Below are 13,055 nucleotides of genomic sequence, written 5' to 3' on the forward strand. Positions count from 1 at the left end.
ACGCGACAAGTTCTGACAGGTTCTCACCAGGACGGTCACGCTGTGCGACGGATCGTCCGTGCCGTGGAAGGAAGACCGGCCTCAGGGCGTTCGCGGCACCGCCGACACCGCCGGCTGGGAATAGGAGGCGGAGGCGGAGGGGCCGGTGCCGGTGGCTTTCTCCCGGCCCTGTTCGAGGCCGGAGGAGGCGGGTGAGGGGACCTGGTCCCGGCCGCCCGAGGAGGCGCCCCGGTAGACCGCCGTGAAGGCGAGGGCGACCATGCCGATGCCCATGACGAGGGCGAGGATCCAGGCGACCGGGCGGTGCCAGCGGGTCTGCTTCCCGTAGGGCCTGCCGTACATCCCCGGGAAGCCGTAGCGGCCTTCCAGGACCTCGGTGCCGTCCGGATCGTCCAGGTCGGGGTCGTGGGCGAAGTCGCCGTGGTCGTCGGGGCCGAAGCCGTCCTCGTAGCGTTCGTCGTCGCTCCGGGCGCCGCGGGCGTGCGCCCGGCGCGCCTCGGCCTCGGAGGCCTCGGCGCGGGCCTGGGCGGCCGCGAGCAGCCTCTCCACGGCGGTCGGCTCGTGGATCACCGCCGCCCGGACGAAGTCCTCGTCGAAGACCACGGAGGCGAACTCTTCGTCCGCGCCCCCGCGGTCGTGGTCGTCGTCGGGCTCCCAGCCGTCAGGGAACGGCGTGCCCCCCACGTCCTCCGGCACGGATCCAGAGTAGACCTGGGGGGTCAATTTGGGCAGACGGTACGGAAATTCATCTGCCCGGGGGACCGCGCCTCAGCGGATCGCGGGCCGTGCGCCGTCCGCCGCGCGCCCCGGCGCTCGGCACCGCGCCGCCCGTACGCCCTGCGCGCGCCCTCGGCACACGGCTCACGGGCGCCCCGTACGCCCTCCCGGCCCGCCTCCGGGCCTTCGAGGGGTGCCCGGGTCCCGCGGAAGCCCGCGGCTCGCCCGGCGCGCGGCTGCGGCCGTACGAGGCCGCCGTGCGCCCGGTCCCGGCCGGGGGAACGTTTCCGCCCGCTCCGTGGCCGCGCCGCCCAGGGCGCGCCGCCCCCGCCGCTGTCTCAGCGGCGGATGTGGCCGTCGCCCGTGACGATGTACTTCGTGCTCGTCAGCTCCGGCAGCCCCATCGGACCGCGCGCGTGGAGCTTCTGTGTGGAGATGCCGATCTCGGCGCCGAAGCCGAACTGGCCGCCGTCGGTGAAGCGGGTCGAGGCGTTCACCGCGACCGTCGTGGAGTCGACCAGCTGGGTGAAGCGGCGGGCGGCCTGCTGCGAGGTGGTCACGATGGCCTCGGTGTGGCCGGAACTCCACAGCCGGATGTGCGACACGGCCTTGTCGAGGGAGTCCACGACGCCCGCCGCGATGTCGTAGGACAGGTACTCGGTGTCCCAGTCCTCGGCCGTGGCCTCCACGACGGTGGCCTTGGAGTCCTTGGCGTAGGCGAGGACGCGCTCGTCGGCATGCACGGTGACCCCGGCGTCCGCGAGGGCGTCCAGGGCACGCGGCAGGAACGCGGCGGCGATGTCCTGGTGGACGAGGAGGGTCTCGGCGGAGTTGCAGACGCTGGGCCGCTGGGCCTTGGAGTTGATCAGGATGTCGACGGCCATGTCGAGGTCCGCCTGGGCGTCGACGTACACATGGCAGTTTCCGGTGCCGGTCTCGATGACCGGGACGATGGATTCCTGGACGACCGTGCGGATCAGGGACGCTCCCCCGCGCGGGATGAGGACGTCGACCAGGCCGCGGGCGCGCATCAGCTCACGGACCGACTCGCGGCCCTCGCCGGGTACGAGCTGGACGGCGTCGGCGGGCAGTCCGGCGCCGCCCACGGCGTCGCGCAGGACCCGGACGAGGGCCGTGTTCGACTCGTAGGCGGAGGAGGAGCCGCGCAGCAGGACCGCGTTGCCGGACTTCAGGCACAGGGCGGCCGCGTCGACGGTCACGTTCGGGCGGGCCTCGTAGATGATGCCGACGACGCCGAGGGGGACGCGGACCTGGCGCAGGTCGATGCCGTTGGGGAGGGTCGAGCCGCGGACGACCTCGCCCACCGGGTCGGGCAGCGCCACCACGTCCCGGACGTCGGAGGCGATGGCGCGCACGCGCTCGGGGGTGAGCGTGAGCCGGTCGATGACGCTCTCGCTGGTCCCGGCCTCGCGGGCCTTCGCGATGTCCTTGGCGTTGGCGGCGACGATTTCGCTCGTACGGACTTCCAGCGCGTCCGCGATCGCGAGCAGCGCGTCGTCCTTCTCGGCCCGCGGCAGAGGCGCCAGGTCGGCGGCGGCGGACTTCGCGCGATAGGCGGCCTGGGCCACCGGGGACATGGAGTCGTACGGCGAGAGCGTGGTCATGAGGGAAGGGTAGTGGGCCGGGCGGGGCGGGCCGGCGGTTGTCCCACACGGCGAGACGGGTTCAAAAGGGGTGAACTCCGACGGGTGTCGCCGGCAGTGGTCCGTACCCTTCCGCGATCCGCTGGTGGTAGGTCTCGCGGTCGATGACCTCCAGGCCGACGATCTCCCAGGGCGGGAGTTTGGCGGTCTGCCGGTGCTCGCCCCACAGGCGCAGCGCGACGGCCGCCGCGTCGTGCAGATCGCGGGCCTCTTCCCAGTAGCGGATCTCCGCGTGGTCGTTGGCGTACCGGCTGGTCAGCAGGAACGGGTGGTCGTGGGCGAGCTGTTCGAGACCGCGTCGCACCTCGGTCAGCGGGGCTTCGCCGCCGGACACGCTCAGCGTGACGTGCCACAGCCGGGGCTGGTCGGCCGGCTGCTCGCCCTCGTAGGTGTCACCGGCGGCGACACTGGTCAGGGCCCGCTCCTCGCCCATCGCGCGCGAGGCGGGACCACCGCGGGACGCCGCCGCCCCAGGGCGCACTCGTCTCACGACGGCCTCCTTTACCCGATGGTGGTACCGAATCCCGGACTCTCCCTGCCACAAAGTTGAGCAGGTGAGAAGCCGCCGTGTGGCGGTTTTACGGAACGTCCCCCGGTGGGGGCGGGGGAATCGGCCGTTTACGGGTGTAGTGGACAGCCGTTTCGGCGACGCGCGCGGGGCTCCGGAACCGGCGCCCGGCCGGTGAGGACTCCGTGACATCCGCAGGACGGGACGCGTGTCTCAGGGACGCGGGTGGTGGAACGGCTGTTTCCGGGATGCGGACGGCGGAGATCGTCTTCTACGGATTCAGCAGGACGAGGTCGTCGCGGTGCACGACCTCGCGCTCGTACGCGGGGCCCAGTTCACGCGCCAGCTCCCGGGTGGAGCGGCCGATCAGCTGGGGGATCTCCTTGGCGTCGAAGTTCACCAGTCCCCGCGCGACGGCCCGGCCCGTGCTGTCGCGCAGCTCGACGGGGTCGCCCGCGGTGAACTCGCCCTCGACGGCCGCGATGCCCGCGGGCAGCAGCGAGGTGCGCCGCTGGACGACCGCACGCACGGCGCCGTCGTCCAGGGTGATCGCGCCCTGCGGGGTGGAGGCGTGCTGGAGCCACAGCAGCCGGTCGGCGGACCGCTTGCCGGTGGCGTGGAAGAAGGTGCCCGTGTCGCGGCCCGCGAAGGCGTCGGCGGCGTGGACCGCGCTGGTCAGCACCACCGGGATGCCGGCCGCGGCGGCGATCCTGGCCGCCTCGACCTTGGTGACCATGCCGCCGGTGCCGACGCCGGCCTTGCCCGAGCTGCCGATCTCGATGCCGGCGAGGTCCGCGGGTTCCCGCACCTGCGCGATCCGCGAGGTGCCGGGCTTGCTGGGGTCTCCGTCGTAGACGCCGTCGACGTCGGAGAGCAGGACGAGCAGATCGGCGCGTACGAGATGGGCGACGAGGGCGGCGAGCCGGTCGTTGTCGCCGAAGCGGATCTCGTCGGTGGCCACCGTGTCGTTCTCGTTGACGACGGGCAGGGCGCCCATCGCGAGGAGTTCGTCGAGGGTGCGCGAGGCGTTGCGGTGGTGGGCGCGCCGGCTGGTGTCGTCGGAGGTGAGGAGCACCTGTCCGACGCGGATGCCGTAGCGGGCGAAGGAAGCCGTGTAGCGGGCCATCAGCAGGCCTTGGCCGACACTGGCGGCGGCCTGCTGGCGGGCGAGGTCCTTGGGGCGGCGGCGCAGTCCGAGCGGCGCGAGTCCCGCGGCGATGGCACCGGAGGAGACGAGGACGATCTCCTTCTCGCCGCCGTCGCGCGCCTTGGCGAGGACGTCCACGAGGGCGTCGACCCGGTCCGCGTCGAGGCCGCCGGAGGCCGTGGTGAGCGACGAGGAGCCCACCTTGACGACGACCCTGTGGGCCTGCGCCACAGCGTCCCTGCCGGCGTGCGTCTCGGTGTGCCTTGCCGCTGCCACCTGCTGCGTGTCCCCTCGGGTCGGTCCGGGTGCCCCCGCCCCGCAATCTACGCGAAGGGGAAGGAGGTTGGCCCGCCGGTCCAGCAGACGGACGGCACCGCGTAGCCGCGCGATCACGAGCCGCTCACACAGAAAACGCCGTACGCGTTCCTCATGGCCCAGTAGGCCGGTGGGGCCTCGGCGGTTCAGGCCCGGCGCAGGGCCCTCCGTACCCGCCGTGCCACCCGGCGCAGGAGCCGGAGGCGTGGCGGACGGGGTTTGAAGCCGTCGATGGCGACCGCCTCACGGGCCGCCGGGACGTAGTAGCCGTCCGGGATGCCGGCGGCCTCGTCGCGGAAGTGCGGATAGGCGAGGTAGGCCTTGCGGCCGCGGGACTCCAGCACGACCCCTGGGGTCTTCTTCGCCTTGACGAACTCCACCACGTCGAGGAGGAGATCGCCGCGGCCGCGGGCCACCAGATGCAGCCGCAGCCGCTCGTGGACCTTGAGACGGGTGGCGACGCCGTCGTGCCAGTAGGCGTCCATCAGCGGCTTGGCCAGCTCGAGTTTGTGCCGCCGCACTTCCTCGCTCTGCTTCAGGAGGCCCGGGCCGAACTGCGGGAGCAGGGTGATCAGGAACGGCCGGACCATCAGGTTGTCGCGGCGCGGCCCGGCGGGTACGTACTCGGCTATGAGGCCCATCAGGGCGCGGGCCGAGTCGAAGCGCAGGCTGTAACCGCCGCTCTTGGTCACGTGCTTGCCGTCGTCGCGGCCGACCAGGTGGTAGCAGGCATAGTCGGAGATCACGGAGACGCCGTCGGCGCGGAGATAGGCCTCCATCGTGAACAGCGCGTCCTCGCCGGTCTTCAGCGACTCGTCGAAGACGATCCCGTGCCGGGTGAGCAGGTCGCGACGGAAGAGCTTCTGCGCGCTGAGGGTGAACTTGATGTTCGAGGAGAAGACGTCGGTACGGGGCTGGTTCTTGTCCCACATCGACCTCGGAGCGGTCCTGTTGACCCCGACGACCTTGCCGAGCACGACGTCCGTGCGCTGCTCGTCGGCCATGGCGACCATGCGCTCCAGGGCCTCGTCGCCGAAGTAGTCGTCGGCGTCGAGGAAGAAGACGTAACGTCCCCGCGCCTTGCTGAGGCCGACGTTGCGCGGGCCGCTGGGGCCGCCCGAGTTGGCCTGCCGGATCACCGTCACGGACATGGCCGCCCGCTCGGCGAACTTCTCCAGATACTCCCCCGTGCCGTCCGTGGACCCGTCGTCGACGGCGACTACCTCGATGCGTTCGGGGCCGAGCGTCTGGTTCTCCACGGATTCCAGGCACTTGACGAGGTACGGCATCGCTTCGTACGCCCCGATGACGATGGTCACATCAGGCAGCGTCACGTTTCCCCCTTGTTTGGAACATGTCACGAGAACATTTCCCGCTTATCACCTCAATCGCTACTTAGGAGACGACTGGAAGTACGGAACGGTTGCCCGGACCTCCTCATTTCGTGACTCAGGTCACAGGAAACGGCGGGTGACTTACCCGTGAAGAATTACAGAAGGATGTAAGAGAAACGGCTATAAGCGTAAGAAAGGGGCATGGCCCCGGGGAGAACTCCCCGGGGCCATGCCCCTGTGTGCCTACGGACCGGATCAGCCGGTGACCGTGGCGCCGTCCGCCTCGCCGGTCACCCGCTGGCCGGGTACCGCGGCCGCGAGGTTCACGGCCGCCGCCGAAGTGCCGTTCTTCTGGCCGAGGTTGCGCCGCTCGGCCTGCCGTGCCAGCTCCCGCACCGCGGAGTTGAACTGGTCGATCGAGGCCGGCTCGTCCGGGCCGAGCAGGTAGCGCTTGAGCTCCTGGCGGCCGGATGCCTGCGCGTCCGCCGCCGGGTCGGTCACCGCGTCGAGCAACTCGCCCAGTTCGGCTGCCGAGTTGGACAGGATCACGGCGCCGCGCACCGCGGTGTTCTGGCGCTTGAACTCCTCGGCGCCGAGCTCCGCGGAGTCCGTGACGGCGTACGGCTTGCCGCTCGCGATGAAGTCGGAGACCACGCTGGAGATGTCCGAGACCATCGCGTCGGAGACGTTGAAGCAGTCGTACAGACGCGGTTCGGCACCCGTGATGACGCGGTGCTCGGCGGTGCTGAAGGAACGCCAGTAGGCGTCGTTCCACTCGGCGCGCAGCCGGGCGACCTCGGTGTGCCGGGCCATGTCGACGAGCCCGTCGCGGGTGGCCTCGGCCTCGTCGCCGTTCCCGTCGGAACCGGTCAGCACGGCGATACGGGCCTCGATGCCGGCCAGTCGCTCCTTCGCCGCCGCCTGTCCGGCGGGGTCGGACACGAACTGCGGGTTGGCGGCGCGCCCGGCGCCCGCGGCCTCGACCAGCGCGGTGATCCGCCCGTGCGCGGCCTTGGCCGCCGCGCTGCGGGTCCCGGTGAACGGGTGCGGCTTGTAGAGGACCCGGACCGGCGGCTCGGCCTGCAGCAAGGAGCGCACGATGTTCTCGCCCGCGAGCAGGATCGAGGTGTTGCCGGGGTTGTCGTCCCAGCCCTCCCAGGTGGGGGCGTACAGCACGGTCGGTATGCGGCCCTCGGGCACGCCCTGCCAGGTCTGGATCGGGGCCAGCTGAGGACGGCCGACCTCGACGATGTCGTCGTCGCGGACACCGACGTCGGCTATCGCGTAACGGTCGCGGCCGGCACGGCCCGCCGTCCACACCTCGTCGTACACCTTGCTGAACGGGTTGACGCTGGCGAGCTTGTCGCTGTCGCCGTGGCCGATGAAGACGTGCTGGATGGTGGGCACGCGCAGCATGTGGATGTTCTTGCCGACGTTCGCCGGGTAGAGCGCGACCCGTACCGTCGACAGGTCCATGTTCATCAGGTGCACCCCTCCGGGCACGCAGATGACCGGCACCGTGGTGGGCGCCACACGCTCCAGGACCGCCCGCTCGCGGAGGATGATCAGCGGCCGGGTGTCCAGCTGCTCCATCGTCTCCAGCCACATGTTGGCCTGGTACGCGGAGTCCTTGGAGCCGGAGAAGTAGAGCACCGTCTCCGGACGGTACTCACGCAGCCAGTCGTCGACCGCCGCGAGGACCGTCTCGCCCTTGGGCGGGATCCTGCGGCCGCGCACGAACGGGACGAGGGCTACGACACAGCCCAGGGCCAGCACCAGCGACACGGCGATGCCCACGAAACCGTAGACGCTGTTGTCGGTCGCCCCCGTGATCAGGAGGCCGGCGACGGCCACCAGGTCGAGGTGGAGCATCTTCTCGGCGGACCGGGAGAGCAGAGCGCCCGGCGGCGCGTCCGGGATGCGCACGCTCGAACCCAGGTCGACGTTGCGGGTCGCGACGGGCAGCTTGCGGCGCAGCTGGATCAGCGTGACCAGCGCGCCGTGCGGTGCCTGCAGGCCGAAGAAGGCCAGGAAGCACGCGATGGCCGCGTTGAAGACCGTGCTGTCGGACAGGTCGAGCCGAGCCAGGAGCAGGACGAGCAGCAACTGCCGGATCAGGAACCTGATGGACAGACCGGCCCGCACCTTGCCGAGGCGATTGACCAGATAGCTGCCACGCCGGTGCAGATAGTGGTCCGCCAGATACGTCACGGCGGCCGCGGCCGCGAAGGCGTCGACGCTCGGCAGGAGCGCGGCGAGCATCAGGCAGGGGAAGCCCAGCATCATGAGGGCCGCCGCCGCCAGCTCGGCCGCGCTGCCCACCCGGGCGACGCGAATAGCGGTGGAAATCACGGAGAAACCTGCTCTTGAGGGGTGAGTGCCGGTTTGATACCAAAAGTTCTTTTGATACCGAAGATGAACCAAAAGCGAAAAGTGAACTTTACGGAGTCAGGCCTTTGTGAATACGCGGCGAACGCGCGGACACAAAGGCCTGAATTCCGAAAGACTATTCGTTTTTGATTATGCCACGCCGTCCTGGCGGTCCAGGACGCTGGCCAGAGCCGCCTCGAAACCGGAGGCCCTGCCCGCGCCCGCCGTGGGGTCCTGCTGGCGGACGTCGATGACGTGACCGGTGAGCTCGGAGAGCAGGACGTCCAGGGAGGTGCGCGCCACGGCCTCGGAGGACAGCAGCGAACCCGCGGGCTCCTGGCCGAACGCCTTGGTGCGCATGGGGGTCGCGGTGCGCTCGGGGTTGATGCAGTTGACGCGGATGGCGTCGCCCGCCCACTCGTCGGACAGCGCCTGGGTCAGGTTCACCATGGCGGCCTTGGTGGAGGAGTAGAGGCTGTACTCGGCGCGGCCCCGGGTGTAGCTGCTGGAGGTGTAGAGCAGCAGCTGCCCCCTGGTCTCCGCCAGGTACTTGTACGAGGAGCGGGCGATCTGCACCGGGGCCAGGTAGTTGACCTTCAGCGCTTCCTCGATGGTCGCGTTGTCCGTCTCGGCCAGCTTGCCGATGCGCAGCACACCCGCGGTGTTGATGACGTAGTCGATGCGCCCGGTCTCCGCGTACGCCGTGGAGAGCGCGTCGTCGACCTCCTCGGGGTTCTCGACGTGCGTGCCGGTGGTGGAGCGGCCGAGCGCGTACGTCTTCGCGCCGTAGGCCTCGGCGAGCTCGGCTATGTCCTTGCCGATGCCGTACGAACCGCCGAAGACGACGAGGGTCTTGCCGGTGAGCAGCTCGCGGTAGGCGGCCTCGTCGGCCTGCTCGGGCGCGGCGGTGGAGGCGAGCTGGAAGAGCTTGTCGGCGATGAAGACGTCGACGGGCTGGGTGACCTTCATGTTGTACTCGTCGCCCGCCACGACGTGGATCGGCACGTCCGGCAGATACTTGAGCACGACCGAGCAGTCGTCCGTGGCCTGGAAGTTGGGGTCACCGGCCGCGACCTGGTAGGCGCGGCGGATGGTGGACAGCTTGAACGCCTGGGGCGTCTGGCCGCGGCGCAGCCGGGAGCGGTCCGGGATCTCGGTGATGAACTCGCCGTCCTCGCCGTGGGTGCGGGTCACGATGATCGTGTCCGCGGACGGGATGGCGACGTCGACGGCCTGGTAGCGCTCCAGGGCCGTGACGCAGTCCTCTATGACCCGCTCGGACAGCAGGGGGCGCACGGCGTCGTGGAACAGGACGTTCGCGTCCTCCCCTTCGGCCAGGCCCTCGCCGAGGGCGGCGATGGCGCGCTCGGTCGTCTCGTTCCGCGTCGAGCCGCCCTCGATGACCCGGGTCACCTTGGTGAAGCCCGCCTTCGCGACGATCTTCTCGACGTCCGGCACATAGCCCGGGGCCATGAGAACGATGATGTCGTCGATCGAGTCGGCCTGCTCGAAGGTGGTCAGCGTGTGCTCGATGACCGCCTTGCCGGCGATCTTCAGCAGTTGCTTCGGAATCGACAGTCCCACCCGCTGACCGGTGCCGCCGGCCAGGATCACTGCGGTGGTACGGGGCTTGGCAGAGTGCTCAGACACAGGTGACCTACCTTGGGGCGACAGGGAACCCGGGAATGGTCCCACCTACGGTTACCGCCATGCAAGGTGAGCGCCGCCTGCCGCATATGTGCGCGCAACCGGCTATTCACCTTGCATGCAGGAGACTTCGGAAACACCGGTCCGGATTGTCCGTATTTGCTGTGAGTAACTGCACACGTCTCGCGCGCGATCCTCACGTTCTTCTCAGACGCCTGAGCGCCCGGTGGCCGAGCACACGGACGAGTTCCCCCGACGGCGTCCGCTGAACCGAACGGATCCCGGCGTCGCGCGCGGGCTCGGCGGCGGCCGCGGCGAGCGCTCCGTACAGCGCCTGGGCGGCGGCCTCGGGGTCGATCCGCGGCACCGCCGGCGCGGTGCCGGACCGCGCCGGGGACGGTACGGCGGACAGCAGCGCCGGATCACCGATGACCCGGACGCCCAGGGCGCCGATCCGTCCGGCCATCTCCGCGCCGATGGCCCCGGCCGCCTCCAGCGCCCACACCGGAGTGCTGATCCGGACGTCGTCCGACGGGGGACGGCAGGCGTTCTTGAGCCGCGGGACCGCGCCGTTCCGCACGAGCTTCGAATAGATCTCGTCCGGGAGCCCGTTGCCGCGGAATTCCACGTTGAGCAGCCGCAGCATTTCGGTCTCGGCCAGGGTGAGGGAGCGGTTGGCCGTGTCCGGGACCTCCGCCAGAAGGCCTCCGGGCAGCCCGAGCAGCGACTCGAAAACGCGCATCAGGCCGTCGCGGTCGCGGTCGTCGACCACCACGACCGTGATGTTCCCGGCGCCCACGACCCGCGTCCAGCGCTCGACGAGCCGGTCGTGCCGGTGGCGCCGCCAGAAGCTCGGGTTGGGCTTCTCGTACGGAGCGCGGCGCAGCATGTGGTCGAGCCAGTCCTCGTATCCCATGCGCAGACCGTTCTGCACGTACTGCTGCCACTGCGAGGGCATGATCTTCGCCAGCGGGCGCAGCGTGACCAGGACATGGACCCGGTCGCGGCCCAGGTCACCCGTGATCCGGGCGACGGTCTCGTCGTCGGGAGCGTCGGCGAAGAACTCGCTGCTGACCAGTGAGGTGCGCCCGCCGGTGGCGTGCACGGCGTCGAGCAGCCGACGCCAGTGCCGCTCGGCCGGCCGGGTGTCGCCCATCATGCCGGGCCGGCCGCAGACCGCGAGGGCGGCTTCCATCGGGTGTCTGCTGTGCGCGGGGAAGTCGACGCCGTGGGCGGCCATCGCGTCCTTCGCCGCGAACAGGGCGCCCTGGATCGAGGTGGTCCCGGTCTTGTGCGGGCCGATGTGCAGCAGCCGGGTTCCGACGGGCAGCGGCGCGGCCGCCACGGGGGCTGTCGTGTCAGGTGTCGAACAGTCGGTCTCCATGGTGTGAGGAGGCTAAGGACGGATGCTGAGCACCACGTGAGAATGCCCTGGGACTCCAGTGAGTCCCGGGGCTCTCGGGCCCGGGGGCGATCAGGGACCGGGGCGATCGGGGACCGGGGCGATCGGGGACCGGACAAGGCGGGAGCGACGTACGCGACGGGCGCGGCGCGTGCGACACGCACGACCGGCACGGCGAGCGCGACCGGCACGGCGGATGCGCCATGCGCGGCTGTACGCCGGTGGGCCGTGCCCGGATCGGACGAGCGTCCCGCCCGGATCAGCCGAGCCGTCCGCCCGGATCACACGAGGCGCACGCCCGGAACCCCGGCCTCGACCCGCAGGCGGGCCAGGGTGCGGGAGGCGGCGCCCGGCTTCAGCACCGTCTCCGGGACGCGCACCTGCGCGTCGATGCCGTCCCGCCGGATGTCGAAGAGGTGGTAACCGCGGTGGGCGTCGATGAACTTCCAGTGCGGGTTGTCCGGCATCCGCGCTTTCCACTCGCTGTGGAAGACCGCCAGGTCCTGGTCGCCGCCGGTGGAGATGGAGGTCCCGACGAACTCGGAGCCGACCACCTCGGAGTGCGGGTCGGCGAAGTCCTTCTTGAGGTCGCTGATCATCGTGTAGTGCCGGTCGCCGCTGAGGACGACCGGGTTGCTGACGGTCGCGAACTCCCTCATGAGGGCGTTGCGTTCGGCCTGGTAGCCGTCCCAGGCGTCGTAGTACCAGAGCTTGCCCTTGCCGGCCTGGAGGTCGGTCTCCGCCATCATGATCTGGGAGGCGATGACGTTCCAGCGGGCCGGCGAGTGGCGCAGTCCGTCGAGCAGCCACTTCTTCTGCCCCGCGCCGAGCATGGTGAGCGAGGGATTCTTGGCGCCCGCCTGGCTGGTCACCTGGTTGCTGCGGAACTGCCGGGTGTCGAGGACGTTCAGCCGGGCGAGGCGTCCGAAGTCGAGCCGCCGGTACATGCGGATGTGCGGCCCGTCCGGAATCGCGGTGGCCCGGACCGGCATGTGCTCGTAGTACGCCTGGTAGGCGGCGGTCAGCCGGGACACGAACGCTCGGTGGGTCTGCTTGTCCGGGTCCTGCGGGACCTCCCCGGCGAAGTCGTTGTCGACCTCGTGGTCGTCGAAGGTGACCACCCAGGGGGCGTTCGCGTGCATCGCCGCGAGGTGCGGGTCGGTGCGGTACTGGGCGTACCGGTTGCGGTACTGGACGAGGGTGTACGGCTCCCCGGCGCCCTCGTGCCGGCGCACGGCCGTCGCCGACGGCGGGGACTCGTAGATGTAGTCGCCGACGAACAGGACGACGTCGGGGTCCTGGCCGAGCATGTCCGTGTACGGGGTGAAGTAGCCGTGCTGCCAGTTCTGGCAGGAGGCGAGCGCGACGCGCAGCGAGCCGCCCGAGCGGGAGGGGTCCGGCGCGGTTCGGGTGCGGCCCTTCGGCGAGAGCTGGCCGTCGGCCCGGAAGCGGTACCAGTACACGCGGTCCGGTCGCAGCCCGCGGACGTCGACGTGAACACTGTGGCCGTACTCCGGACGTGCCTGCGCGGTGCCGCGGCGGACCCCTGTGCGGAAGCGGGCGTCCTCGGCGATCTCCCAGTCGACCGGCACCACCCGGTGGGGCATACCGCCGCCGTTGAGCGGGTCGGGGGCGAGCCGGGTCCACAGCACGACGGCGTCGGGCAGTGGGTCGCCGGAGGCGATTCCGAGGCTGAACACTCCCTCGGGCAGAGGGGGTTGGGCCGCACGCGCGGTGCCGGGCAGCCAGAGCTGGGCGGAGGCGGTGGCCCCGAGCACGGCGGCCGAGGCGGTGAGAAAGTGGCGTCGATCGCGTGAGACTGCTCCGGACATCGGCGAACTCCCTTGCGTCGGTTGCCTCCTGGACACCGGGAATCTCGCACGGCACGGCAGCCCGCCCCTTGAACTAAGCGCTTCATAAGCATGACAAATGCACGAGCAACGAACGACTC

At 70.6% G+C, this 13,055-nt stretch carries 9 protein-coding genes; all 9 read right to left on the reverse strand.

Annotated elements, in window-relative coordinates; genetic code table 11:
• Positions 1–81: 81 nt before the first annotated feature.
• Positions 82–723 (reverse strand): hypothetical protein, encoded by a 642-nt coding sequence (locus tag ACIQRL_RS04525; RefSeq protein ID WP_401326892.1) that lies wholly within the window; start codon positions 721–723, stop codon positions 82–84.
• Positions 724–1,055: 332 nt separating this feature from the next.
• On the reverse strand, positions 1,056–2,342 hold the full coding sequence (locus ACIQRL_RS04530) for a glutamate-5-semialdehyde dehydrogenase (protein WP_401326894.1): 1,287 nt from the start codon (positions 2,340–2,342) through the stop codon (positions 1,056–1,058).
• A 61-nt stretch (positions 2,343–2,403) separates the two neighbouring features.
• The gene (locus ACIQRL_RS04535; RefSeq protein ID WP_401328087.1) at positions 2,404–2,862 is read right to left on the reverse strand and encodes a hypothetical protein; all 459 of its coding nucleotides are present in this window, start codon (positions 2,860–2,862) and stop codon (positions 2,404–2,406) included.
• A gap of 298 nt (positions 2,863–3,160) precedes the next feature.
• Entirely contained in the window at positions 3,161–4,267 is a 1,107-nt protein-coding gene (proB, locus tag ACIQRL_RS04540; RefSeq protein WP_401328090.1) for a glutamate 5-kinase, read from the reverse strand.
• Between the two features lie 230 nt (positions 4,268–4,497).
• Positions 4,498–5,685, reverse strand: a complete 1,188-nt coding sequence (locus ACIQRL_RS04545) for a glycosyltransferase family 2 protein (RefSeq protein ID WP_401326897.1) — start codon at positions 5,683–5,685, stop codon at positions 4,498–4,500.
• A gap of 255 nt (positions 5,686–5,940) precedes the next feature.
• Positions 5,941–8,037: a hypothetical protein gene (locus ACIQRL_RS04550; RefSeq protein ID WP_401326900.1), complete on the reverse strand. Its 2,097-nt coding sequence runs from the start codon at positions 8,035–8,037 to the stop codon at positions 5,941–5,943.
• A 168-nt stretch (positions 8,038–8,205) separates the two neighbouring features.
• Positions 8,206–9,705 carry a D-ribitol-5-phosphate cytidylyltransferase gene (locus ACIQRL_RS04555; RefSeq protein WP_401326902.1) on the reverse strand — a complete coding sequence of 500 codons (1,500 nt, stop codon included), beginning with the start codon at positions 9,703–9,705 and terminating at the stop codon, positions 8,206–8,208.
• Between the two features lie 193 nt (positions 9,706–9,898).
• Positions 9,899–11,086, reverse strand: a complete 1,188-nt coding sequence (locus ACIQRL_RS04560; protein WP_401326904.1) for a hypothetical protein — start codon at positions 11,084–11,086, stop codon at positions 9,899–9,901.
• 299 nt (positions 11,087–11,385) lie between these two features.
• Positions 11,386–12,936 (reverse strand): alkaline phosphatase D family protein, encoded by a 1,551-nt coding sequence (locus ACIQRL_RS04565; RefSeq protein WP_401326907.1) that lies wholly within the window; start codon positions 12,934–12,936, stop codon positions 11,386–11,388.
• Between the last annotated feature and the right edge of the window lie 119 nt (positions 12,937–13,055).

This window comes from Streptomyces sp. NPDC091209 (genome assembly GCF_044757755.1).
In the GTDB taxonomy this organism is placed as follows: Bacteria; Actinomycetota; Actinomycetes; order Streptomycetales; family Streptomycetaceae; genus Streptomyces.